Origin of the sequence: Shinella sedimenti, from assembly GCF_022601905.1 — a bacterium.
In the GTDB taxonomy this organism is placed as follows: Bacteria; Pseudomonadota; Alphaproteobacteria; order Rhizobiales; family Rhizobiaceae; genus Shinella; species Shinella sedimenti.
The window spans coordinates 1-23,468 of record NZ_JAKVIN010000014.1; the positions used below are offsets into that span (position 1 = coordinate 1).

Genomic DNA, 23,468 nt, shown 5'->3' on the forward strand with positions numbered 1-23,468 from the left:
ATCAGAGAATATCACATGCCTGAAGCCATAGCCTGATGGTCATTATCCCTGCCAGATGGGGTTTGCTTGCCGCTTACGATCTTAAGACGTCACAGGTGCCTATCTTAGGATTGACGCCATCTTGCATTTCATGAGCAAAGGTTTCGGCATCAGGGCGATCCCGTCGATCACCTCAAGGGGGCCAGATCGGTTCAGTGTGTGTATGCGTGGATGAGGCCAGTCTCCATCAGTAACGATCGCACGCGGTGCGCCAAAGAGGACGGTCTCACCGTCGAGGGCCAGCAGCTGTGCGATGACAAGACCACCGCCATAACCGAGCGTTCCGTCCTGAACAGGAAGCAGGATGCGCCCGCCCGCGTCCTTGTGACAAGCGCCACCCGGCCGCGCGCGACGTCGGTCGATCAGGATCGGATTAAGACGATGCGGGCGCCATGGACCAAGTAGGCACGTTGCCTGGAAAACCACCAACGTATCGGACGTGCTGCCAAACCCGTCGCGGGCGGTGGCGAAGAGCCACATGCTGCCATCGTGCTCAAACAGGGTTGCGTCGGAGATTTCACCCTCAAGGAGGACGGCTGCGGGCCGCCAGCTGTCAGGAAATCTTGAAGCACGGTACAGGGTCAGTCTACCACTCGCACTTGCCTCCGGCAGCATCCATATGGCGCCATCGCGCTCAAAAACCTGCGGATAGGAGAGATGGTGTAGCTCGTCTAGGACGACCTGCGGTGTCTGCGCGCTTCCATCATTGCTGAACTGTGCGACGGAGATCACGGCTTTTCCGGCGTCTTGGATGTAGTCCTCAACGAAGATGTAGGGCCGCCCTTCCCAATGAAAGGCGAAAGGGTCAGCGTAAAATCTGCCCGCAGTGTCAGCAAGGGCGCGCCAACCCGTGCCGAGACGGCCGGTTTCCGCCACCCCAGGCCCATCCTGGAACCTGTACCCGACCCGCCAGTGGGCATGTTGAAAACGAGCCCGCCGCATAGCTTCGCGACCCAGACGGGGTAGTGCCCGCGTAACGTAAGGCGCGAGAAATCCACCGTTGGATGTTCTGACATCTCTTGCCTCTGCCACAGACGATAGTCGATCTTCGGCAAAAGCGTGCACGATCGACAGAAGCAGCGTCACCGCGCGAGCAAGTATATCCTCGATGCCAAGCGATGTCGCCTCGCGGCAGTCGATCATCGGGAACGCGCGACCCACAACTGCTCGACCGTCTATAATAGCTTTAATGTCGGGGAGAGCACCGGCAGCGACCGCTCGTGCAAGGGGCGCCACCCCGAATGGCGCGTCTGCGCATCTTAGCGTGATCGTCGGTATGAGAGAGTGTGACGTGTCCTCCGTAAGGACGAGCCGCAATACGGGATCTCGAGACCGTGAACGCATTGGTATCGGTCCGACAGGTGCAGCAAGGTATGCCTCCCGCCTGCTCAACAATCTTCGCTCAAAGGCGAGGATGGCGCCCGTCATGGTCAGCGTTTTGTTTGACGAGAGATCGTAGGCGACCGCAACATCATGCCCATCCGCATCGAGACGCTGGATGACGACTTGTTGCCAGCGGTGCGGTGTTTGCGCGGGAACAACGACCTCAATGCTGAGCCGAGGGACCGTCATAGCGTCAGGCGCTGAACAGAACGAATTCGGTATAGGCAAGATCCCCAGGAAAAGGTGGGTTCGGTCCTTTGTAGTATTTTGGGCCGATGTCAGGAAAGTAGCGACCCACAAGGCCAGGAATGGGCGTGTTGGCGTCGACCACGCAGAGCACGCGCCCTTTGCGAAGAAGATGACGGCCGATCGCGCCAGCGCATTGGCCAAGCGCCTCGACGGATCGGCAATATATGACCTGGCTACAGGGGAGGAGTCCGCGCAGAATGCGTCTCGACTTGAGAACGAACGGGTAGGCGTGAGCACCTTGGACACATATCAGCGCGTCACAGCCGAGATCTGCATGGTCAATCAGGAGGCGACGCTCCGCCTCCGGTAGGAGTTCGAGTTCAGCGCTTCGTCGTGCCACGACGACTCTCGTGGACGTTTTCACAGTGCTCAGGGCAGGCAAGAAGGCCTGTTGCCCATCAGCAAAGCGCTGGAAACGAAGCCCCTCCGTCACCTTGAGTGTTATGGGCGCTGGCGTAATGCTGAGAAACGTCACCTCGCGGCGGCGCATTGCGGTCATGATCAGTTTGCCGGCGTAGGAGCGAAAAGGTTCATCAACGGCCCAACTTGAAAGGTTGCACCGGACGGGTTGCGCCGCCAGAGCCGGCTGGCGGAAGAAAAGTGTCAGCATAACACCAACGATCTGCCCTTCGCTCGCAAGGCAGTAGCCGTGTTGCGGGTGGTCATCGACAACGGGCCGGGCCGCCATGCGCTCGAGTGCGTCTTGCCAATGCCGCCGCGGATGTTCTGGAAAGCCCCGCCCTAGGCAGTCAATTACACCGCACCAGTCGTCCTTTTCGATCGTCCGGCAGGCCAAACCTTCTGGGAGTTTGCCTAATATACCCATGAAGTATCCCCTGGCACGCCGTTGCGCGTGGCCTTCATTTCTCCTTAAGGTAGGTAATAACTGTTAAAATATATCTATTGGTGTGTCCGGACGGTTCCCGCCGTTGTTGCGGCGCGTTATCTCATGCCGGATCTTCCCCTTATGCCATGAGTGATGAGGAAATACGTGTCCCGTTCACCATTCAATCGCGACGTCATGTTGACGCGACCCACGGGTTGCGTCGGGCTGGACTTTTCCGCTGCCCTATGCTGTTCTCCTGGTTAAAGGAACCGGTGATGGCGTACGAATGGGATCCACGGCGCGCACGCCGTATGCGCTTGATGAGACTTGCTGCTGCCGTGGCGATGAGCGCGTCGGCAATCACAGTCCCCGTCGCGGTCCTACTGGCGGCAGCTCCGATCTGACAGCCGTGCCGGCGCCGTAGCTCTGCGTCCTTCAAGGTCTCCAGAGCGAACCCTTGATCAGCAGGAACTGATTACACGCACGATCTCAAGCCTCAAAGGACGGGCTCTCTCGGCCCGCCATAGCGCTTCGAAAATGTCATGGCACGCGGTTATCTCAACTGGCGGGTCCGCGGACGGTTTTCCACGCATCCCGATCCCCATTCGCCTGTTGCGGCGTGGTCGAGCGCGAGGCGCCCTGCAAGCCGGCAGGCGATACAGCCGACGCGAAACGATCGCCTCAATGAGGGTCTTCAGTCGCATAGGCCAGACGGACCGAGGCCTCAATCGCGGACCGGTGGCGGCGCGCGTCGTAAGTCGGGCCCGGGAACTTCGCGAAGAGATATCTGGCAAAAGTTGTGCGAGCTTCGGGGCATGCGGGAAACCAACGTTGCGAGGTGATCTCATCATAGATCCGTTGCAACGAATTCAGGTCCTCGGGCTCGAATGCGCCCTTGCAGGGATGACTATTCATGGTCGGCCCTCTTGTCTGGGATGCGAGCGCACCACCGCTCTTGCGGGTGGTCATCGGCTTCAATTACCACCCATGGTAACAGTGTACGCTCATACGCTGGAGAGTCCATCCCGCAAAATCTGGCTCCTGCGCTGGCTCCTGGACGAAGATCCGAGATCGCTTCTCGCCGATACGCATTTCCCGCGGTCGCACGCGCGTCCCGTGTGTAAGTCTGCCGCCCCGGATCCATGTTGTCGGGCGGAAAGCGAAGCGTCAGCCGATCTGCTCTACCGAGAGTGACCCGCGTGGAAGGGGCCTTATTAGCGAGGTCGCCGAAACCGAGGGATCAAGCCAATCTGCCCAACCGCTCCGGTCAAGGATGACGATCTGACGATCATGATAGGGCGCTATGTCAGGGCCAGGCTCCATGGTGAGCATGGTAAAGGCTCGCCCGACGTCATGCGTTTCGCGCCAGATGCCCGCTATGGCGAAGATGGGATCACCGATCTTGCGAAAGAGCCACTTGTCCTTGCCCTTCTTCTTTGTGTCTCGTGGTGTGGTGAACTCGTAGAAGCCATCGGCGATGATGAGGCACCGATTGGAGGTGAAATCGCGGCCCTCAGAGCGAAAGTTGTAGACCGGCCTTTTCGTCGGACTGGGCCAGCTCCAACGGCGCTGCACGAGTTCCCCGCCTTGGCGGGCGCCCTCTGCGCTGCGCACAATCGGTGCGATGTCAGTTATCTTGATGTCCTCGCGTGCCTCGATATTGGGACGCCCTTCCGGGAACCGGATTTTGATCTTCAGGTGTTCGAACTCATCAATGACCGAAGCCAACTCGACCATCAGGCGATAATCGTTACACATGGCTCCTCCGAATAGGTGGTGGTTTCACAGCATTCCCGGCCGATACATTGCATTTAACGCGTGTGGCTCGAATTTCGACCTTTAGCCTCCTCTGCGAAGATCAAATCTGCAACTCGAGCTGGCTTGCCTCGGACACCTGGTCATCAATGAAGGAAGATAGGGTGACGCCAAGCAGACGGATGCCTTTGGTCGTGGGGAAGAATGCCTCCAGAAGCGCTTGCGCGATGGCTTCGAGATCATCCAACCTGCCGATCGGCGTTGTAGTTGTCTTACTGCGGGTGATCACCTGGAAGTCGGCATATTTGACCTTCAGCGTCACCGTCCTCCCGTGTAGGCCCTTTCCCTCGCAGTGGCGCCAGACCTTTGCGGCAAGCGGAGTGATTTCGTCTCGGGCGGCGGTCGGATCGACGATGTCGACCATGAAGGTGTCCTCGGCGCCGATGGACTTGCGCGGCCGGTCCGGTTGGACGGGGCGGTTGTCGATGCCGCGGGAGATAGCGTAGTACCAGGCGCCCGACTTGCCAAAGTGCTCCTGAAGCCAGGAAAGCGATTTTGCCTTGAGGTCAGCACCGGTCAGGATGCCAAGCCGCTCCATCTTGGCGGCAGTTGCCGGCCCGACGCCGTGAAATTTCTTGACGGCCAGCGCCTCGACGAAAGCCGGCCCGTTTTTTGGCGTGATGACCGCCTGACCGTTCGGCTTGTTGAGGTCCGAGGCCGTCTTGGCGAGGAACTTGCAATAGGAGATGCCGGCCGAGGCATTCAGGCCGGTGACGTCCTTGATACGTGCGCGGATCATGGCGGCAATCTCCGTTGCGACCGGGATGCCCTGCTTGTTATGGGTAACATCGAGATATGCCTCGTCGAGCGATAATGGCTCGATCAGGTCTGTATGCTCCGCAAAAATGTCCCGAATTTGGGACGAGACGGCGCGATAAACGTCGAAGCGCGGCGAAACGAAAATAAGCTCCGGGCAGCGTCTTTTCGCCGTCACCGAGGGCAGGGCGGACCGCACACCGAAGGCGCGGGCCTCATAGCTCGCAGCGGCGACCACGCCACGCGCTGCCGAGCCGCCGACGGCGACCGGTTTGCCTCGCAGTTCCGGGTTGTCGCGCTGCTCGACCGATGCGTAGAAGGCATCCATGTCGACATGGATGATCTTTCTTATCGATGGCGCGGCATCTTCGCCCATCTCACTTCCACATTGACCGCATGCGCTCGCGGACATCCACGCGGATCTGATTTGCGCTTCGCTCACTGGCCGCGGCCGAGACCTTCGGCCATGTTGTCGTCTCGAAATATTGCAGCAGCGTCGCCGGTATGAAGCGGGTCCGGGATGCATAGACGTGCCTGTCCCCTTGGGCGTTCTGGCCGTGCGTGAAGAAGCGCTGCGGCGTGATCAGGGTAAGGTAGTCGCGCGCGCGCGTCATGCCGACATAAAGCAGCCGGCGCTCCTCTTCGAGTTCGGCGGTCGTGCCCACACCGAGGTCGGATGGAATGCAGCCATCGACGACGTTGAGCATGAACACCGCGCGCCACTCCTGGCCCTTCGCCGAATGGATCGTCGAGAGGATGAGGTAATCCTCATCGAGCAGCGGCACGCCGGCTTGGTCGCTCGTGGCGTCTGGCGGATCAAGCGTCAGTTCGGTCAAGAACCGTTCACGGCTGGCATAGCCGCTGGCGATTTGCTCGAGCTGGACGAGATCTTCCTTTCGGGTATCGGCATCCTCGTGGATGCGGTCGAGATGAGGTTCATACCACATCCGCACTGTGCCGATCTCCGCCGGCCAGCCGGCCTCGGCCTTTCTGAGCGCCGTGACGAGCGTGATGAAGGCGGGCCAGTCATCGCCCGTCTTGGCCGGCGGCGGAACTTCGGCCAGCGACTGCAATGGCTCCGGGTCGGCTGCCATCGTGTCAAGGATTCTGCCGGCGGTTTGCGGTCCAATGCCGGGCAGCAGCTTCAGCACACGGAAACCCGCAACCCGGTCGCGTGGGTTCTGCGCAAACCGCATGACCGCCAAGATGTCCTTGACGTGTGCGGCGTCGAGAAATTTAAGACCACCGAACTTGACGAAGGGAATGTTTCTCCGTGTGAGCTCGATTTCGAGCGCGCTGCTATGGCTGGAGGTGCGAAACAGCACGGCCTGCTGCTTCAAGGTGAGGCCGATCTCGCGGTTTGCGAGCACCTGCTCGACGATATAGCCGGCCTGGTCGATCTCATCCTTGACCGTGACGAGCATCGGGCGCTGCTCCGACGCGCGATCGGTCCAGAGATTTTTCGTGTAGCGCTCACGCGCCAGCTCGATGACGGCATTGGCGGCGGCCAGAACAGGCTGGGTCGAACGATAGTTGCGGTCGAGCGTGATGACGTCTGCAGGCGTCGGCGAAAATTCCTGCGGGAAATCGAGGATGTTGCGGATGGTTGCCGCGCGGAAGGAATAGATCGACTGCGCATCGTCGCCAACGACGGTCAAGCCGCGGCCGCCAGGCGCCAGAGACATCAGGATCGATGCCTGGAGGCGGTTTGTATCCTGGTATTCATCGACGAGGATGTGGTCAAACCGATTTCCGACATCCTCGGCTAATTCGGGTTCGGAAACCATCTGCGCCCAGTAGAGCAGCAGATCATCGTAATCGAGGACGTTCTGTGCCTGCTTGGCCTCGACGTACGCGGCGAAGAGGTGCTTGAGTTCATCTTCCCATTCCAGCACCCAGGGATAGAAGGATTTAAGGACCTCCTTGATCGACATCTGCGAATTGACCACCCGCGAATAGATCGAGATGCACGTGCCCTTGGTCGGAAACCGGCTTTGCTTAGCGGAAAAGCCCAGTTCATGCCGGACGAGATTCATGAGATCAGCAGAGTCTTCGCGGTCATGGATCGTGAAATCGACACTCAAGCCGATCTGCTCGGCATACATCCGCAAAAGCCGCGCGCCGATCCCGTGAAACGTTCCGGCCCAGGCCAAGGCGTCCGTCATCACGGCGGCGTTGTCGCCAAGGACCTGTCGGCAGATGCGCTGCACCCGCCGCGCCATCTCCGACGCCGCCCGCCGCGAAAAGGTCATCAGCAGGATACGGCGCGGATCGGCACCGTTGACGATAAGATGCGCGACGCGGTGGGCCAAGGTGTTGGTCTTGCCGCTTCCCGCGCCGGCGATGATAAGGAGAGGACCACCGATTGATCGGTCAGGTGCTCCTACGCCGTGCTTAACCGCATCGCGCTGCCGGTCGTTCAGTTTCTCGAGATAGGCTGCGGTCATCTTGCCGAACAGTCCAATGAAGTTCCCCTACGTATTTCGTCTCGGCTCAGCCCTTGGAAAATCGAGACTATGGTCCAGGCAGTTTCCGATTGCGCGCGAACAAAAAAGGAACATAGCAGGTCAAGCGCTAGCTGAGAACCCCGGTAAGCTGAACATGGTCATGATGACCTTACTCTCTCTCGAGCAAACTTCTCCCGAATGGTATTCGCAGATCGCGCCATTTTTTATGGCAGCGCTCTCGCGCAAGCATATGCGCGGCCGGTCAATGTGACCGGCTGTTGTGACATACTGTCGGCCACTCGACCTTCCGATCTGCCACGTGTGTTCGGCGCCGGCAACAGGCTGACCCAAGGCGTTGAACCCTTCTCGCTGATCGTCGTTTAGATAGAAAACTCTGATCACCCATGCGTGAGAGATCTCGTGAGGCCGTCGACTTGCAGAAAAGAATCTGATGAGTGGAAGTTTCTCACAGCGCCGAGGTTACAATGTTTTTCGTTCTGGCTTTGACAGTTTCGCTCGCCGCCACGCAGCCGACGGTCGATGAGCTGCAATCTGATTTCGATGGGGCGCACCTTTGCTCTGGGACTGTCGATGACCGTGAAGTCTGGGAGGGTGAAAAGGCATTCTTCATCTCCTCCTATACAAAAGAAGCGGCCCAGTTGGATCCAGGCCTTGCCGGTGCAGATGCGGTGCTGCGTGATGACAACACGCCTGATGTGATCCGCGAGTTCGAAGCTGCGTGCTCGTCAAAGCTCGAAACGACTGGCTATTACCCGCCAATCCCGTTTGATTGAACTTTATTCATGGCAAACGGTGCCGGCTAAGCGCTTGCGAGGAGCGTGTTGTGAGCGGCGCGGAAGGCGTCCTGCAGCGCCTTGTGGTCATCGAGGCCTTCGAGGGCGTAGCTGTTGAGGAACTGTCGTCCGGCAAACAGCTTGCGGTCGATAGGGCTGAGGTCCGCTTCGTCGCAGACCTCTTGCCAGAGGTTGGCGATGGTTGTGATCTGATGTTCGATCAGCACGGCGGCTTCCGCCTGTTTCAGGTGATAATCCGGCGCGGCGGCAATCAGAGTGGCGAGCGTGCTGGCGCGGCCCTCGCCCTTGATGAGCATGGCCTGCGTGGCTTCACGGCCGGTTCGGCCTTGCGGGCAGATGTCATAGGCTGGCGTCAGCGCCAGCATACGGCCATCCCAGAAGGCGGCATGGTTGCGGGCGTGGTCGTCGGTATTGCCGCACAGCACGTTGAAGCAAATCCGCCCATAGAGTTCCTTCAGCGTATCCTTTGGGTCCGTGAAGCGGTGGCGGATGAGCTCGGCCAAGTCTTCGTAGGAAGCGTAGCGGGCCATCATCTCATCAAGGCCGAGCATGGTCAGGGCTGACACCATGGCGTGCCTTTTCCAGCCATCCTTTGTATGTGTGCGGTCGAAGCGCTCAATAAGCAGCACGTCCTTATGGGCGGCATGGGTCATCGACACGGGCGCTGCGTTGAGTCCGCAGTAGGCTGCCAGCTTCATCGCGATGAATTCGGCCTTCACGACGCTGTAGGTGTCATTGACGGCCGAAAATTTTGCGATGAATTTCTTCGCGCCGTCATCGATGAGCGCCTTGGGGCGCGCGCCGCCGATCGACGTGCCGTGATTGAGGGCTTGGTCGAGTGCCGGGGTTAGCGGGACGCCTTTTTCGATAAGGGCAGCCGCTTCCATGAGCTCGTCCAGCGAGGCCTGCGTGGCAAGACGGGGGACATACTCTGTGGCCGATGCCTGAAAGTCGAGGGCGCCAATGCGGTCGGAACCTGACTGCAGCAGGAAGGTCAGTTCGCTGATCTCGGGTGCGCCGGCAGCATCAGGCTTCTTGCCTGTCAGCCTGTTAATGATGACGCGTCGGCCCCACGCGTCCGGAGAGCCGTCGCGAATGCAACTGGCCATCTGAAGGCCGTCGATGGGTGCAATGACGCCTTCCTGGAGGGGCAGTTCCGGCTCGTAGAGGGAAATGGCCCTCTCACGGCGCCGATAGCTGGCGCCGTAGGTGAAGAGCAGGCGCTCGCCATCCTGGTCGAGGCGGCCGGCCACCACCGGTTCTGTTGCCCCCGGCAGCCACATCCAGACAAAGGCTTCGGTCAAATCCGCCTTAGAAGTCATCATCGACCTCCTTCACCCTGTGGCGGACGCTCTTGGGCAGCAGCGTCAGTTTTTCGTCGAGGCGGGCATTGTGCATCTGAAGCATGCGCTCGTCATAGTCGAACAGGCGCACGCCGACGATTGAAGCAACCTCGAAGACGATGCCGATCTCAGGGCCCGGCGCACCTTTTTCGATGCTGGATAGGGTCGTGCGGCTGATGCCGGCGCGGTCCGCCAGTTCCTGCGCGGTCAGGCCGCGCTCGGCCCGCCCAACGCGGATCAGCTTGCCGAGCATGGCAAGCGCCTGGTGCGTGACTCTGGAGTAGCTTCTCTGACGGGGCACGGTCATACCTGTTTGTTCAGTTGAGTGGACATGAGGCGTGCTCGCGACCAGAATTTTGTACACCGTGTCATAGGCTGGGTAGATAGTCAACTTCTGTTCATTTGATTGGTCATAAGGCGAGTTCGCGACCAGAATTTTAAACATATCGCGTATGCGAGCCGTGGGGTCGGCGCGATAAAGCGCGCCCGGCTTGGGGCAGGAGAGCGACATCACCCATAATCTCTGCCGCTCTGCTGGCGCGAAGCAAATCGGCTATCCAAAGGATCTGGACACGAACTGCAATCAGCCGACCGGGGTCAGGGCTTTTCTAAAGACCTGACCGAAGACTGCGGCTGTTAAAGTGTGTGGGAGTTCCGGTGGTGGCTGCACGAACGCCTGTTCGGCGCTGCTGACCATTCAGTTCTCGTGTAAACGGCTGTTATTCGTCACTAGACATCTTAAGAAAATTTTCCTCGCCTTCGGTCACAGGATATCTCCTTGATGCCGCTGAGGGATTCGTTTCAACAACTTAGCCAGGGCTGGTTTTCGGGCCGTGGGGCCGATTGACTCGCGAAAGTAATCGGAACAAATAATGAACGTATCAGCTTGGAAAACCGCTGAACACCCTGAAGGAGCAACAATTCTGCCGTGGCCAACCATGCCCTCAACCCCTTGCTGGCGGAGCTTCGCGAACGCATCGGCCAGCTGGAAGGCGGCCCACAACGCGCAAGGCAGGCCCTGCCGTTCGGCGTTGCACAGCTCGACCGGGTACTTCCAGGGGGAGGGCTCGCTTTCGGCGCGTTGCACGAGGTCGCCGGCGGTGGGGGAGGGACGGTCGATGGGGCTGCGGCTGCGCTCTTCGTGGCCGGCATCGCTGCCCGTTCGGGCGGGAAAGTCCTGTGGTGCATGACGCGCCCAGATCTGTTTTTCCCCGCAGTTGCCCAAGCGGGGCTTCATCCGGATCGCGTCGTGTTTTGCGAAAGTGATCGGGAAGAAGAGGCATTGTCCGCCATGGAGGAAGGGCTGTCCTTCGGCGGGCTCGCTGCCGTGGTCGGGGAATTGGTCCGTTTGCCGATGAACGCGTCGCGACGGCTGCAGCTTGCTGCCGAAAAGACCGGCGCGATGGGCATCGTGCTGCGACGCTGGCGACGACAAAACGAGGCCTCGGACTATGGGCAGCCAACAGCCTCGACGACGCGGTGGCGCATCAGCACCCTGCCGTCGGAAAGGCTGCCGGTCGCCGGTGTTGGAAGGGCGCGCTGGCTTGCGGAACTGATGCGGGTGAAGGCGGGTGAATGCGCCGAATTTGAAATTGGAGCCCCCGATGCCAAGGGTCGTATCTGTCTACTTCCCACAGCTCTCGACCGAGCGGATCAGACGGCACGCTGGCCAAGCCTTGCCGGCTGACAAGCCACTGGTCGTCGTTGCCCGCAGCGGCTCCAAGCGCTGGATTTCCGGAGCCGATCCGACAGCCCTGAAACTCGGCCTGCGCATCGGCATGCCCGCCAGCAAAGCGCAGGCCATGGTCGCCGATCTCCTGATGGTCGACGCCGCGCCCGCCGAGGATGCGGCGGCGGTGGAACGGCTCGCGCTTTGGGCACTCAGGCAATACAGCCCCGTCGTTGCCGTCGACGGCGCCGATGGTTTGGTGATGGACACCGAAGGCGCCGATCACCTCCAGGGTGGTGAAGACCTTCTCTTGTCAGGTCTCGTCAATCGCCTGCGCAGCCACGGATTGACGGCACGGGCGGCCCTGGCGGACAGCTGGGGCGCCGCCCATGCGCTCGCACGCCTGCTTTCCGCGGAGACGACGATCGTCCCAGTTGGTGGTGTGACGATGGCGGTCATCGACCTGCCGGTCGTCGCGCTCAGGCTGCCGGCAGAAACAGTCCAAGGCTTGCGCGTGCTTGGCATCGACACGGTCGGCCAAATATCGGCCATGGCGCGCGCGCCGCTGACGCTACGGTTTGGGCCCGAGCCCGCGCGCCGGCTCGATCAGATGTTCGGTCGGATCGCCGAACCGATCGAACCTATCCGTACGCCTGAGCTTGTCGAGGTGGCGAAGAATTTCGCCGAACCCATCGGGGCGCCGGAAACGATCGCCAAATATGTCCGCCGGCTGGTCGGGAAACTGTCAGCGCGCCTTGCGGAAAATGGTCTTGGTGCACGGCGCTGCGACCTCTTCGTCTATCGCGTCGACAATACAAGGCAACATCTGCGTGCCGGTCTTGCCAAGCCGGTTCGAGATCCGGCTCGGCTGTCGAAGCTTCTCTGCGACCGCATCGAGACCATCGATCCCGGCTTCGGCATCGAGAAGCTGGTGCTGGTCGCCGTCTTCGCCGAGCCGCTGGAGGAACGTCAGATTGCTTCCTCGCTGATCGAAGAGGAGGTCGCCGACATCACGCCGCTCGTCGACATTCTCGGCAATCGCGGCCACCGGCTCTTTCGCGTCGCGCCCGTTGCCTCCGATGTGCCGGAGCGCTCAGTCCGGCGGATTGCCGCGACCGCGCCTGACATCGGTGAGGCATGGGCGGTGAAATGGCCGCGGCCGTCACGGCTCTTCGCCAATCCGGAACGCATCGAGGTCATTGCCCTCCTGCCCGACCAGCCGCCGGCGGTCTTTACCTGGCGGGGCAAGCGACGCAAGGTCGTGCGCGCCGATGGACCGGAGCGGATTTTTGGCGAGTGGTGGCGCCGGCCGCGCGAATTCCACGCCGTGAGGGACTATTTCGTGGTCGAGGATGAGCTCGGCGAACGCTACTGGGTCTATCGCGCCGGGGACGGCATCGATCCGGAAACCGGCTCGCATCTCTGGTTTGTGCATGGGGTGTTTGGATGACGCGCTATGCCGAACTTCAGGTCACGACCCACTTCAGCTTCCTGCGGGGCGCGTCAAGCGCGGACGAGTTGTTCGCGACGGCTGCAGCGTTCGGCATAGACGCGCTTGGCGTCGTTGACCGCAACAGCCTCGCCGGCATCGTACGAGCCTGGGAAGCGGCCAAGACCACGGGCGTTCGATTGGTCGTCGGTTGCCGCCTGGATCTCACCGATGGCATGTCGCTCCTCGTCTATCCCATGGACCGGCCAGCCTATTCCCGGCTGACCCGGTTGCTGTCCCTCGGCAAGAGCCGCGGCGGCAAAGGCAACTGCCTGATCGATTTCGCTGATGTCGCCCATCATGCCGCCGGCATGGTGGGGGTGCTCGTGCCCGATGAGGCCGACGACGCCTGCGCGGTCCAGCTTCGAAAAATGGCTGAGGTTTTCGGCGATCGTGCCTATGTCAGCCTCTGTCTGCGGCGACGGCCGAATGACCGCCTACGCCTCCACGGCATTGCCACGATGGCTGCGCGCTTCAAGGTTCGCACCGTCGTCACCAATGACGTGCTGTTTCACGAGCCGGGCCGGCGCCAGCTTCAGGATGTCGTCACATGCATCCGGACGCGAACCACAATCGATGATGTCGGTTTTGACCGCGAGCGGCATGCCGATCGGTTTCTCAAGGCGCCTGAGGAGATGCACCGGATTTTTGCCGAATACCCGGAAGCGCTCGCCAGCGGCCGCGAGATTGTCGAGCGCTGCAAATTCGATCTCAAGGAGCTGCAGTATCAGTATCCGGAGGAAGCCATCGTCCCTGGCCTTGATCCACAGCAATCTCTGGTCAAGTTCGCCTGGGAAGGTGCCGCGGGTCGCTATCCCGAGGGCGTGCCGGACAAGGTTCGAAAGTCGCTGCAGGGTGAACTCGAACTGATCCGGAAGATGAACTATGCCCCCTATTTCCTTACGGTTTTTTCGATCGTTCGTTTCGCTCGCTCGAAAGACATCCTTTGCCAGGGCCGGGGCTCCGCCGCCAACTCCGCCGTTTGCTACTGCCTGGGTGTGACGTCCATCGACCCGGACACCAATGACCTCCTCTTTGAGCGCTTCGTCAGCCAGGAAAGGGACGAGCCGCCCGACATCGATGTGGATTTCGAGCACGAAAGGCGCGAGGAGGTCATCCAGTGGATCTACGAGACCTACGGTCGGAGCCGAGCTGCCCTCTGTTCGACCGTTACCCGTTATCGGGCAAAGGGCGCGCTGCGCGACGTCGGCAAGGCACTGGGCCTGCCGGTAGACATGATCGGGCAACTATCGTCCGGAGTTTGGGGCTGGTCTGAGGGAGTATCCGAGCGCCAGATTCGAGAGAACAATCTAAACGCTGCCGACTACCGGCTGATGTTGGCGCTGGAGTTGGCCCAGCAACTGATGGGCGCACCGCGCCATCTCGGCCAGCACCCCGGCGGCTTCGTGCTGACCCATGACCGGCTCGACGATCTCGTGCCGATCGAGCCGGCGCGCATGGACGATCGCCAGGTCATCGAGTGGGACAAGGACGACATCGAGGCGCTCAAATTCATGAAGGTCGACGTGCTGGCGCTCGGCATGCTGACGTGCATGGCCAAGGCCTTTGCCCTGATGGCCGAGCACAAGGGCGACGGTCGTGACCTCGCTTCGATCCCGGCCGAATGTTCGCGGACCTATGCCATGATCCGCCGTGCCGACACGCTCGGCACCTTCCAGATTGAAAGCCGCGCACAGATGTCCATGCTGCCGCGCCTCAAGCCGCAGACCTTCTATGATCTGGTCATCCAGGTGGCGATCGTGCGGCCGGGGCCGATCCAGGGCGACATGGTGCATCCCTATCTGCGCCGGCGAGAGGGCAAGGAGCCGATCGACTATCCAACGCCGGAACTGGAGGCCGTCCTGTCTAAAACGCTTGGGATACCGCTGTTCCAGGAGAGCGCCATGAAGGTTGCCATGGTTTGCGCCGGCTTTTCCGGCGGTGAAGCGGACCAGCTGAGAAAATCGATGGCCACGTTCAAGTTCTCGGGCGGCGTCTCGAAGTTCAAGGACAAGCTCATCGCTGGCATGGTGAAGAACGGCTACACGTCCGAATTTGCCGAGCAGACCTTCTCGCAGTTGGAGGGATTTGGCAGCTACGGCTTTCCAGAAAGCCATGCCGCCAGCTTTGCATTGATCGCCTATGCGTCGAGCTGGGTGAAATGCCACCACCCCGATGCGTTCTGCGCAGCGCTGCTGAACTCCCAGCCGATGGGATTTTATGCCCCTGCCCAAATCGTTTCGGATGCGCGCGCGCACGGCGTCGAGATCAGGCCGGTCTGCGTCAACGCCTCCCGTTGGGACTGCACGCTGGAGGAAAGTGTGGGAAGCCGCCTCTGCGCGGTCCGCCTGGGCATGAGGATGGTGAAAGGATTGTCTACCGCCGATGCCGCGTGGATCGTGGCGACGCGTGGGGATGAACCCTTTGCCTCGGTCGATGATCTTTGGCGACGATCAGGCGTGCCTCCGGCCGCTCTCGTCAAGCTTGCCGAAGCGGATGCCTTCCTGCCGTCGCTTCGGCTCCAACGCCGGGATGCGCTATGGGCAATCAAGGCGCTGCGCGACGAGCCGCTTGAACTGTGGGCCGCCGCCGCTCAGCGCGAGGCGCGCCAGGTCGCGGAACTCCAGGAGCCCGAGGTCGCCCTGCCGTCGATGAGGGCAGGACATGAGGTTGTCGAGGACTATGCCCATACCGGTCTTACCCTCCGCCAACATCCGGTCGCCTTCCTTCGAAAAGACCTTCGCGAGAGGCGGATAGTCACCTGCGCCGAGGCGATGGCCGCGCGCGACGGGCGCTGGTTGATGACCGGCGGGCTCGTGCTTGTGCGCCAGAGGCCGGGTTCGGCCAAAGGTGTCATGTTCATGACGATTGAGGATGAGACCGGCATCGTCAATGCCGTGGTCTGGCCGACGCTATTCGAACGCCAGCGCCGTCTGGTCCTCTCCGCTTCGATGCTTTCCATCAATGGCAAGATCCAACGGGAAGGGGATGTCGTTCATCTTGTCGCACAGCGATTGTTCGATCTGTCCGACGATCTCGGCGGGCTGGGCGAACGCGGCGAGGATTTCCCGCTTCCTCATGGGCGCGGCGACGAGTTTGCACGCGGCAATGGTGCTCCGGACTCGCGCGAGCGGCCGAAGCCAGCCGCGCCGGTGAGGGACATCTACATCCCGGACCTGTTGATCGATCGTCTAAAGGTCAAGAGCCGGAATTTCCATTGATCGTGCAGCTATCTAGCAGCGCCGTTGATGGTTGATAGAGCGTCGGATCTCCGTTGCTTTTGGCTCTTCTGTACAAGCCCGCTCCAAGCTTGAGCGAGCGGCAGTTTGCGGGAAAACCGTTCAGGCCACCGAGCGACCGGTATGAAGGCGCAAAGCGGAAATAAATTCCGCCCGCGCTCCGTTCTCTTCACCCGCAAGACTGCACCTGCATTCGCCGAAACCGCTTCGCATGAAGGTTTCAACCAGTTGTAGCCCGCGTGCCTCGCAATAGCTTCGCCCTGACGCTTCTGGTCGGGAATGGATACGTCATGTTCGGTCTGCCGCGCCGTTGAGACGCGCAGATAAAGCGCAGCGCGTAGCGGCACGGTGGTAGCGGTCATGGCGATGTCTCCGTTCAAATGCGGTCGAACGAAAGAGGCCGCTATTCAGCAGCCTCCCTGATCGTCCCGACGATCCATTCATTCAGGCTTTTGCCCGATGCTGCTGCGGCAATGACTGCGGCGGCATGGTCGTCAGGGGTGAGGCGGACATTGAACTTGCCGGAGAACTTCCGGCGCGGCTCGATGCCCTTCTCCCGGCACATTTCCAGATAGACGGCCAACGACTTGCGGCCTTCCTCGATCAGATCGTGGACGCTCTCGGCATAGAAGTCGGCCCCGCCATTGAGGCCGACAAACTCGCCGCGCAGCATCTGAATCTCGGGATCGAAAGCGATAACCGCCTTCTCGCCATTGATTTCAATGACATTGTTCATGGCTTTACTCCGTGTTCGTCCAGCCATTTACGGATGCTGGCAACCGCACCTTTGTCCGTATCCGGCGAAGGATGCGGACGATGAAAGACGCGCACTTCGCCGAACAGGAACACGCCAACGCGAGAGCCCTCTCGCTCGCTGACTTCCGCCCCGAGGCTTACAAACAGCGCCTCTATGTCGGCCCAGCGGATCGAACCGTTGACCGGACGGGCGAATATCCGTTCCAGCGTGGCTCGGTGACGCTTTTTCATGGAGTATCCAGTATCATTATTTAGTACCGTTTTCAAGGTCAATTTCGGCCCCGGCATCGGGCAATCCAGCGTCGGGGTCAAAGAGTTCACCGAACAGGTCGCCGAACTATCGCTCGAACACCTCAATCTCGGCTTGTGACCGGAACGGGGTCGGACCAGTCCTCGGTGACGGTCCATGTGCTGAGGTCGTGCTTAGGCGGCCTGCCGGGGAACGGCCACGGATAGCCCAGCAATTCCTCAAGCTGTTCCGATGCCGTAGGCGGCCGTTTGGCGTCCCGGGAACGGGACGCCGTCACCGGCTTGTGGTCGCCGTTGCGGTCAGAAGTCATCAAGGAAATCAAATTCGTTGAACGAATGCTGCCGCCATCCGACCGGGTTGGCGACCCAGCGATTGATGTCGGATTCCTTCCAGCCAGCGCCATTGGTGCTGATCTTGATCTGTGCGGGAAAGGTGCCTTCGGCGATCTTGCGATAGATGGTGGATCGGGACAGCCCGGTGCGGGCGAGAACGGTCTTCTAACGGACGATACGGTCCGGTTGGCGCATGGCTGTGCTGCCTCCTGCTGGTTGTTTCTGACGATTACAGAGACCAGACAGAACAGTGATTTATCGTTGTGCAATTGATATTTAGGCAGCGTAGGGCTATGGCGTAGAAACGGCGGCAAATAGGAAAGCTCTTCGCTCTACAATCCGATGCCCCGGCCTCCGCCAAGGCCATGACTGAGGGAAAGTTGCCGCCCCAGCCTCATGCCTGAGTTGAACTCAATGTCGATGCCAAGTTGCTTCTTGAGACCTTCGAGCAGGGGTTCCATCTGGGGATCGCGCTCAAGGCTTTTTGCGATGTTGCCCATCTCTGCCCGCGCGGCCTTGTAGCCGGAATAGTTGCCTGCCGCATACTGGCGGTCGCCGATCTGCCTGAGGTCCCGGAACCGCTCCACGAAGCGGTCGGCGCGCAGTTCGGGATTTTGGCGCATCTCGGTTTCCCGTTGCACGGCGTGCCTTGCGGGCATGGCTCGCTCACGATCACCAGAAGCCACATCAGCCGCAAAGCCGGGGTTCCGCTTGAAAACCGCCTCGGCATCGTGGGAGCCGTTAGGCCGGAGATCATTCAAGGCTGCGCCGGCCTCGTTGACCCCATATCGCCATTTGAGGGTACGATGGACACGCCCGAAAGCGGCGGTAAAGGGCGAGCACTCTTGGTCCATTACGGAACGGGATAGAAGAACACCAATTCGGGATCGTTTTCGTCGAGATTGTGAATGTAGCCGCTCGGCTTGAAGCCTGCTTTCAGCAAGAGGCTTTGCATCGGGCGATTGGACAGGTTTGTTGAGCTGAAGAGCTTTGGTCCAAGGCATATGGCTTGGAAATGCTCAACAAGAGCGAGCCCTACACCACGACCGCGAAACCGAACATCGACCATCAGCATCTCAATAAACGCCGACCCGAAAAAATGGTAAGTAAGGGCTCCATACCCAACTGGTTCACCATCCACTTCGGCCAGTCGGCAGATGCCTTGACCGATCCAGGCATGGATAGCTTCTCGACGCTCCGGATACTCCGCAGCAAAAGTGTCCAGCTTGCATAGAGCGGGGAGGTCGTCAAAGGTTACAACGCGAATGTGCATGGCCCATGCGTGGCAGATCCGGTGAAAATTTCAAGAGATATGGACGCTGATTTGGTCAACGAATAGGTGGCGAGGATGGTTGATTCGGCCCGCTGCCTGCCAACAGCAGACGTCCCGCATTATACCCCGACCTGGCCATTCAGAAAATGGCCAAAACCGCACATGAAACTGCGCCGGTGAATACTGGAAGTCGCACCGGGCGGCGTTAGAGGGCTATAGCGTAGACGTAGTGCTCATCATCGTCGGGCGTGGCCCCCCGCGAACGCAGTCGCGGACGCGGTCTTCCGATGATCGTGTCAATTCCTCGACTTGCGGTCATCGGGATACAACTGCGTTGATCGCTCCGCTTTGCATATTCGGCTCGGCCACCTCGCCGAAATGTTGCAGCGTTATGCGCAACGTTGCCGGTTTCATTACCATGAGCTGACCGGAGATAAGGGTGTTCGAAAGCGGCGGTCATCCCGAGCAACGAGCGTCTCGACATCATGCGACCGCCGTTGGAGCTCTACCTCTTCGCTTGTTCTCGTCTTTCATAGCAATGACTGAATGCATCATACTCCCGCCCCATCATTTCGCGCCGCGGTCTGTCGCTCAATCGGTATCCTCGTGCCGTTGAAGATGCCGCTCAACTGTTTCTGCAGTCCCTGAGACGATGCGGACGCTGGCGGCAAGGGGTGAGGACGGCAGGTGAGGAAAGAGACAGAGGGGGGAAGGGGTGTCTTTTGGCGGATTGAGGTTGCTGGAGAAAGGCTTCAGCGGGTCCGCCGCGGAGAAACGACATGGCACAGGCCATTCAGAAAATAGCGCTCAACGTCGGGCGCGATATCCCCTTCCACAAGCTTGTTCTCAGCCAGGACAATGTGCGAAAGACGAAGGCGGGCATCTCCATCGAGGAGCTTGCCGACGATATCGCTCGCCGCGGATTGCTGACGAGTCTCAATGTCCGCGCCGAACTCGACGCCGAGGGCAAGGAGACCGGCATCTATCGCGTCCCAGCTGGCGGTCGCCGCTACCGCGCGCTGAAGCTGCTGGTCGACCGCAAGCAGCTTTCAAAAACCACGGGCGTTCCGTGCATCGTCAGTACGGGCACAACCCTCGAAGCAGAAGACTCGCTTGCCGAAAACGTCAAGCGCATAGACCTGCATCCGCTCGACGCGTTCCGCGCCATGATGGCGCTGCGCGAGGAGGGCTTCGATGAAGAGGAGATCGCCGCCCGCTTCCACATTTCGATTGCGACCGTGAAGCAGCGCCTGCGGCTCGCGTCGGTCTCGCCGTGCCTCCTCGACCTCTATGCTAATGACCAGATGAAGCTTGCACAGGTCATGGCATTCTCCATTACCAAGGACCACGCTCGCCAGGAGCAGGTCTGGGAGGGGGTGTCTCGGGCGCAGAATGCCGACCCCTACTATATCCGTCGGCTCCTCACCGAAACGGCCGTCCGGGCAACGGATCGCCGAGCAGTGTATGTCGGTATCGAGGCCTACGAGGTTGCCGGCGGCGCGATCATGCGTGACCTCTTTGAGCCGGACAATGGCGGCTGGCTCCAAGACCCGACGCTGCTCGAGCAACTCGTGCTGGAGAAGCTTGCCACCGATGCCGAGGCGCTGAAGGCGAAAGAAGGCTGGAAATGGGTCGATGCCGCGATTGATTTCCATTACGGCCATGGCGCCGGATTTCGCCGCTTCTATGGCAAGTCGGCCGAATGGAGCGAGGACGACCGCGTCCGCCATGATGTCGTTAAGGCGCAATACGATAAGCTCGACGCTGACTATGCAGCAGCCGAAACCTATTGCGAGGAAACCGAGAGCCGGCTCGAAGGCCTCGGCAACGAACTGGATGCGTTGAACGATAGACCGTACATCTTCGACCCTGATGACGTTGCGCGGGGCGGCGTTTTCATCTCGCTGGCTGCCACCGGTGAATTGAAAATCGAACGAGGCTATGTCCGGCCGGAAGATGAGCCTGTCGTCGAACAAGACGAACCGCTCGGCGGAGGTTTCGATCAGGATGAGGGAGAGGAGAACACCGTCGAAAAGTCTACCAGTGGCGTGTCGGTCAACGGCAAACCGGTCAGCACGGAGGAACCGGACGAGGACGATGGAAGGGTTCGCCCACTCTCGGACCGTCTCATCGAGGATCTGACGGCGGCCCGCACCCTTGCGCTCAGGAATGCACTCGCCAATGACCCGACCATTGCATTCATCGCCGTGCTGCACCTGCTCGTCCTGAAGACCTTCTACTACTACGGGACGGCCTCGTGCCTGGACATCACGGTCCAGAACAGTGTTCCCAACCAGATGCACGGCCTTGCCGAAACCGTCTGGGCAAAGGAGATCGACCAGCGCCACGAGAACTGGGGCCATGACCTTCCAGACGATGCAGATGAGGTCTGGACCTACCTCGTGGCTTTGGATCAGGAAAGCCGTATGGCGCTTTTCGCCCATTGCGCCGCGTTAACGCTAAACGCGACGATCCAGCAATGGAACCGCCGCGCGAGCGAGAACGACCATGCTTGGCAACTGGCCCAGGCGATAAGCTTCGGCATGGTGAATGCTGGCTGGACGCCAACGGTCGACAGTTATCTCGGCCGTGTCACCAAGGCGCATATTCTGCAGGCCGTCCGCGAAGCCAAGGGCGAGCAAGCGGCGCGGTCGATCGACCACCTGAAAAAGCCGGACATGGCCCGTGAGGCCGCTCGGCTTCTCGAGGGCAGCGGATGGCTTCCGGAAATTCTGCGCTATCCGGCCGATGACGCACTGGCCAAATTGGCCGGCTCCAACCGGGGGAACTCCCCAAGTGTCGAGGACGAGGGCATACCAGACGCCATCGTCGATCTTCCCGCATTTGAATCGAACGGTTCGGTCGCTGCGATAGAGTGGGCCGAGCCTGAAGACACTCAAGGCGGCCATCACGACGCTGCGGAATAGCCTTCAAATCAGCATCGATCCAACCAAGGCCCGGCCATAGCGCCGGGCCTTTCCTATTTCTCAGTGGGAGACACGATAATGCCGACATCTAAATCCAGGCGGAAAGCCGCCACGATCGTTTCTGAGGAGGGGCGTCTGGCGTTCCTGCCAAGCCTCTTCGGACGATCGCTCCTGATCATCGCCGAAAACGCTGTCTATGGCTTTATGGAGAAGCTCAGCCCGCTCGATTATGCCGGTGGGTTTTGGGATTTCTACGAACAGGACGGGCAGCCTCTCTTCCTTGCGCCGAGATCGACAGCGCGTTTCCGGATCACTGGCGACGTCACCGGATTTCAGGGTGAGGTTTCCGCCGAGGCTGCCGGCGTGATCGCCACGATGTTCACCTTCTCGCACCTTTCCTTCCGGTATCAGTCCGAGCGTCTCTGTGACGGTTACAGTCGTCTGTACGCTTACTCGGCCAGTCATCCCGAAGCCTCCGAAATCTTCCAGGCGATCGACTGAGGCGCCTCGCCATGTCGTCTGATCCCCTTTCTCACCCCCATCGACCCGGTGGGCGCAATCGCGCCGGCCGGGCGCTTCCAGCGCAGGAGCAATCCATATGAGCATCATGATCCCCAGTCGATCGCCAGTCTCCTCCGGCTTTAAGGTCGACATCGCGCGCGGCGAGCGCATCGGCCGCGTGTCGTCGGAATGGTTTTCACGTCCCGATGACGAACGCTACAACTCGCTGTCGGAACTCTATCGCGCCGTTGGCGAGCGAAAGGAGCGCGCCCGCGTTCGGACGGTTGAAAGCGCCGAGATCCGCGTGGAGGCGACCCGCGACAACGCCGAGCGCCTTTTGCTGGTCCTCCCCGGCAGCCGGTTGCCGCTGGCGCCGACCCATTGGAGCTATGGACAGCTCTGCAGCCTTGTCGGTGCGCCAGCAAGTTACATGCGTCAGCTCCCCGCGCCGCTTGCCGCGATCAACCTCCAGCATGGCCTTCTCAACCATCGCGCCGAGATGATCAAAACGCTCGAAATGGAGGATGGGCGTGTTGAGCTGCGCGCCGTGACCGGTCCCGAATACGGCCGCATCTGGGATAAGGATCTTGTCGCCGCCGTCATGGACATCGCCGGCGATGGCGTGGGCGATACGATGTGGAAGGTGCCAGGCGTGCTGGACTGGTCGACCATGACCCACAATCCCTTCGTCGACATTACCAAGGATACGACCACGCTCTATGCCAGCGACCGGGACGTGTTCGTGTTTCTTGTCGACGACACTCATCCGATCGAGGCCGGTCGCCTCCCGAATGGCGATCCTGACCTCTATTTCCGGGGGTTTTATGCTTGGAACTCCGAGGTCGGTTCTAAGACGCTCGGCATTGCTTCGTTCTATCTTCGGGCCGTTTGCGCCAACAGAAACCTGTGGGGGGCGGAAGACTTCCAGGAAATTACCATTCGGCACTCGAAGTTCGCCGCCCAACGTTTCGCGCATGAGGCGGCCCCGGCGCTGAGGAATTTTGCGAATTCTTCTTCCGTCCCGTTCATCGCCGGTATCCGCGCCGCGCGCGCCCGGGTCGTTGCCCGCAATGACGAGGACCGTACCAATTTCCTGCGCAAGCGCGGTTTCTCAAAGGCCGAGACAGGCCGGATTATTGAGACCGTACTGCTAGAGGAGGGCCGACCTCCTGAGACCATCTTCGATTTTGTGCAGGGGATGACCGCTATGGCGCGCGGGAAGGCCCATCAGGACACGCGGCTGGACCTTGAGGGCAAGGCAAGGCAGTTGCTTGAAAGTGCAGCCTGACCGTACACACCATCAGACACGTCGACCAACCCGGCCATGTGGCCGGGTTCTTGCTATTCGAGACAGGGCAT

20 protein-coding genes and 1 pseudogene are annotated in these 23,468 nt (G+C 60.4%); 8 read left to right on the top strand and 13 right to left on the bottom strand.

The window, feature by feature from the left end:
• Nucleotides 1–99: 99 nt before the first annotated feature.
• The 5 genes from MKI86_RS22795 to MKI86_RS22815 all read right to left on the bottom strand — a co-directional run bounded on the left by MKI86_RS22795 (nt 100) and on the right by MKI86_RS22815 (nt 7,515).
• Nucleotides 100–1,182, bottom strand: coding sequence for a glucosamine inositolphosphorylceramide transferase family protein (locus MKI86_RS22795; protein WP_241605648.1), 1,083 nt, complete (start codon nt 1,180–1,182; stop codon nt 100–102).
• Between the two features lie 433 nt (nt 1,183–1,615).
• On the bottom strand, nt 1,616–2,497 hold the full coding sequence (locus MKI86_RS22800) for a hypothetical protein (protein ID WP_241605650.1): 882 nt from the start codon (nt 2,495–2,497) through the stop codon (nt 1,616–1,618).
• A gap of 1,167 nt (nt 2,498–3,664) precedes the next feature.
• The gene (locus tag MKI86_RS22805) at nt 3,665–4,255 is read right to left on the bottom strand and encodes an SOS response-associated peptidase (protein WP_241605652.1); all 591 of its coding nucleotides are present in this window, start codon (nt 4,253–4,255) and stop codon (nt 3,665–3,667) included.
• Between the two features lie 100 nt (nt 4,256–4,355).
• Complete coding sequence (dinB, locus tag MKI86_RS22810) at nt 4,356–5,444, bottom strand: DNA polymerase IV (protein WP_241605654.1); 1,089 nt, start codon at nt 5,442–5,444, stop codon at nt 4,356–4,358.
• Between the two features lies 1 nt (nt 5,445).
• Nucleotides 5,446–7,515: an ATP-dependent helicase gene (locus MKI86_RS22815; protein WP_241605656.1), complete on the bottom strand. Its 2,070-nt coding sequence runs from the start codon at nt 7,513–7,515 to the stop codon at nt 5,446–5,448.
• Between the two features lie 485 nt (nt 7,516–8,000).
• Between MKI86_RS22815 and MKI86_RS22820 the strand changes: the two genes are divergently transcribed.
• Nucleotides 8,001–8,309 (top strand): hypothetical protein, encoded by a 309-nt coding sequence (locus tag MKI86_RS22820; protein ID WP_241605658.1) that lies wholly within the window; start codon nt 8,001–8,003, stop codon nt 8,307–8,309.
• A gap of 26 nt (nt 8,310–8,335) precedes the next feature.
• On the opposite strand, the gene MKI86_RS22825 is transcribed toward MKI86_RS22820, so the two are convergent.
• Nucleotides 8,336–9,652 (bottom strand): type II toxin-antitoxin system HipA family toxin, encoded by a 1,317-nt coding sequence (locus MKI86_RS22825; RefSeq protein ID WP_241605660.1) that lies wholly within the window; start codon nt 9,650–9,652, stop codon nt 8,336–8,338.
• A complete protein-coding gene (locus tag MKI86_RS22830) occupies nt 9,642–9,926 on the bottom strand; it encodes a helix-turn-helix transcriptional regulator (protein WP_241605719.1) in 285 nt (94 codons plus the stop codon). Before MKI86_RS22830 ends, MKI86_RS22825 begins: the two co-directional genes overlap by 11 nt.
• A 675-nt stretch (nt 9,927–10,601) precedes the next feature.
• On the opposite strand from MKI86_RS22830, the gene MKI86_RS22835 reads away from it, so the two are divergent.
• The 3 genes from MKI86_RS22835 to MKI86_RS22845 are packed head-to-tail and all read left to right on the top strand — an operon-like array spanning nt 10,602 to nt 16,052.
• The gene (locus tag MKI86_RS22835) at nt 10,602–11,360 is read left to right on the top strand and encodes an ImuA family protein (protein ID WP_241605662.1); all 759 of its coding nucleotides are present in this window, start codon (nt 10,602–10,604) and stop codon (nt 11,358–11,360) included.
• Complete coding sequence (locus tag MKI86_RS22840; protein WP_241605663.1) at nt 11,278–12,792, top strand: Y-family DNA polymerase; 1,515 nt, start codon at nt 11,278–11,280, stop codon at nt 12,790–12,792. The genes MKI86_RS22835 and MKI86_RS22840 overlap by 83 nt, the downstream gene beginning before the upstream one ends.
• Nucleotides 12,789–16,052, top strand: a complete 3,264-nt coding sequence (locus MKI86_RS22845; RefSeq protein WP_241605665.1) for an error-prone DNA polymerase — start codon at nt 12,789–12,791, stop codon at nt 16,050–16,052. The genes MKI86_RS22840 and MKI86_RS22845 overlap by 4 nt, the downstream gene beginning before the upstream one ends.
• Before the next feature lie 132 nt (nt 16,053–16,184).
• Here MKI86_RS22845 and MKI86_RS23945 read toward each other — a convergent pair.
• From MKI86_RS23945 to MKI86_RS22860, 3 genes and pseudogenes are all read right to left on the bottom strand, one after another.
• Nucleotides 16,185–16,432, bottom strand: a pseudogene (locus tag MKI86_RS23945) (recombinase family protein); the annotation flags it as partial.
• 41 nt (nt 16,433–16,473) lie between these two features.
• The gene (locus MKI86_RS22855; RefSeq protein WP_241605667.1) at nt 16,474–16,806 is read right to left on the bottom strand and encodes a type II toxin-antitoxin system HicB family antitoxin; all 333 of its coding nucleotides are present in this window, start codon (nt 16,804–16,806) and stop codon (nt 16,474–16,476) included.
• On the bottom strand, nt 16,803–17,057 hold the full coding sequence (locus MKI86_RS22860) for a type II toxin-antitoxin system HicA family toxin (RefSeq protein ID WP_241605669.1): 255 nt from the start codon (nt 17,055–17,057) through the stop codon (nt 16,803–16,805). Before MKI86_RS22860 ends, MKI86_RS22855 begins: the two co-directional genes overlap by 4 nt.
• Between MKI86_RS22860 and MKI86_RS22865 the strand changes: the two genes are divergently transcribed.
• A complete protein-coding gene (locus MKI86_RS22865) occupies nt 17,056–17,196 on the top strand; it encodes a hypothetical protein (RefSeq protein WP_241605670.1) in 141 nt (46 codons plus the stop codon). The two genes, MKI86_RS22860 and MKI86_RS22865, sit on opposite strands and share 2 nt — an antisense overlap.
• 179 nt (nt 17,197–17,375) lie before the next feature.
• Here MKI86_RS22865 and MKI86_RS22870 read toward each other — a convergent pair whose 3' ends face one another.
• From MKI86_RS22870 to MKI86_RS22880, 3 genes are all read right to left on the bottom strand, one after another.
• Entirely contained in the window at nt 17,376–17,549 is a 174-nt protein-coding gene (locus MKI86_RS22870; protein ID WP_241605721.1) for a helix-turn-helix transcriptional regulator, read from the bottom strand.
• Between the two features lie 191 nt (nt 17,550–17,740).
• Nucleotides 17,741–18,169: a hypothetical protein gene (locus MKI86_RS22875; protein WP_241605672.1), complete on the bottom strand. Its 429-nt coding sequence runs from the start codon at nt 18,167–18,169 to the stop codon at nt 17,741–17,743.
• A gap of 92 nt (nt 18,170–18,261) precedes the next feature.
• Nucleotides 18,262–18,681, bottom strand: coding sequence for a GNAT family N-acetyltransferase (locus MKI86_RS22880; RefSeq protein ID WP_241605674.1), 420 nt, complete (start codon nt 18,679–18,681; stop codon nt 18,262–18,264).
• A gap of 779 nt (nt 18,682–19,460) precedes the next feature.
• Between MKI86_RS22880 and MKI86_RS22885 the strand changes: the two genes are divergently transcribed.
• The 3 genes from MKI86_RS22885 (at nt 19,461) to MKI86_RS22895 (ending at nt 23,397) form a co-directional block, all read left to right on the top strand.
• Entirely contained in the window at nt 19,461–21,608 is a 2,148-nt protein-coding gene (locus MKI86_RS22885) for a ParB/RepB/Spo0J family partition protein (protein ID WP_241605676.1), read from the top strand.
• Between the two features lie 78 nt (nt 21,609–21,686).
• Nucleotides 21,687–22,109 carry an antirestriction protein gene (locus tag MKI86_RS22890; protein WP_241605678.1) on the top strand — a complete coding sequence of 141 codons (423 nt, stop codon included), beginning with the start codon at nt 21,687–21,689 and terminating at the stop codon, nt 22,107–22,109.
• A 97-nt stretch (nt 22,110–22,206) separates the two neighbouring features.
• Entirely contained in the window at nt 22,207–23,397 is a 1,191-nt protein-coding gene (locus MKI86_RS22895; protein WP_241605680.1) for a DUF932 domain-containing protein, read from the top strand.
• Nucleotides 23,398–23,468: the final 71 nt, after the last annotated feature.

Bases quoted from the DNA above. Each gene is read 5' to 3' on its own strand.
- MKI86_RS22795 (WP_241605648.1), bottom strand. From the start codon at position 1,182: ATGATCGACTGCCGCGAGGCGACATCGCTTGGCATCGAGGATATACTT.
- MKI86_RS22800 (WP_241605650.1), bottom strand. From the start codon at position 2,497: ATGGGTATATTAGGCAAACTCCCAGAAGGTTTGGCCTGCCGGACGATC.
- MKI86_RS22805 (WP_241605652.1), bottom strand. From the start codon at position 4,255: ATGTGTAACGATTATCGCCTGATGGTCGAGTTGGCTTCGGTCATTGAT.
- dinB (WP_241605654.1), bottom strand. From the start codon at position 5,444: ATGGGCGAAGATGCCGCGCCATCGATAAGAAAGATCATCCATGTCGAC.
- MKI86_RS22815 (WP_241605656.1), bottom strand. From the start codon at position 7,515: ATGACCGCAGCCTATCTCGAGAAACTGAACGACCGGCAGCGCGATGCG.
- MKI86_RS22820 (WP_241605658.1), top strand. From the start codon at position 8,001: ATGTTTTTCGTTCTGGCTTTGACAGTTTCGCTCGCCGCCACGCAGCCG.
- MKI86_RS22825 (WP_241605660.1), bottom strand. From the start codon at position 9,652: ATGACTTCTAAGGCGGATTTGACCGAAGCCTTTGTCTGGATGTGGCTG.
- MKI86_RS22830 (WP_241605719.1), bottom strand. From the start codon at position 9,926: ATGCTCGGCAAGCTGATCCGCGTTGGGCGGGCCGAGCGCGGCCTGACC.
- MKI86_RS22840 (WP_241605663.1), top strand. From the start codon at position 11,278: ATGCCAAGGGTCGTATCTGTCTACTTCCCACAGCTCTCGACCGAGCGG.
- MKI86_RS22845 (WP_241605665.1), top strand. From the start codon at position 12,789: ATGACGCGCTATGCCGAACTTCAGGTCACGACCCACTTCAGCTTCCTG.
- MKI86_RS22855 (WP_241605667.1), bottom strand. From the start codon at position 16,806: ATGAACAATGTCATTGAAATCAATGGCGAGAAGGCGGTTATCGCTTTC.
- MKI86_RS22865 (WP_241605670.1), top strand. From the start codon at position 17,056: ATGGAGTATCCAGTATCATTATTTAGTACCGTTTTCAAGGTCAATTTC.
- MKI86_RS22860 (WP_241605669.1), bottom strand. From the start codon at position 17,057: ATGAAAAAGCGTCACCGAGCCACGCTGGAACGGATATTCGCCCGTCCG.
- MKI86_RS22880 (WP_241605674.1), bottom strand. From the start codon at position 18,681: ATGCACATTCGCGTTGTAACCTTTGACGACCTCCCCGCTCTATGCAAG.
- MKI86_RS22885 (WP_241605676.1), top strand. From the start codon at position 19,461: ATGGCACAGGCCATTCAGAAAATAGCGCTCAACGTCGGGCGCGATATC.
- MKI86_RS22890 (WP_241605678.1), top strand. From the start codon at position 21,687: ATGCCGACATCTAAATCCAGGCGGAAAGCCGCCACGATCGTTTCTGAG.
- MKI86_RS22895 (WP_241605680.1), top strand. From the start codon at position 22,207: ATGAGCATCATGATCCCCAGTCGATCGCCAGTCTCCTCCGGCTTTAAG.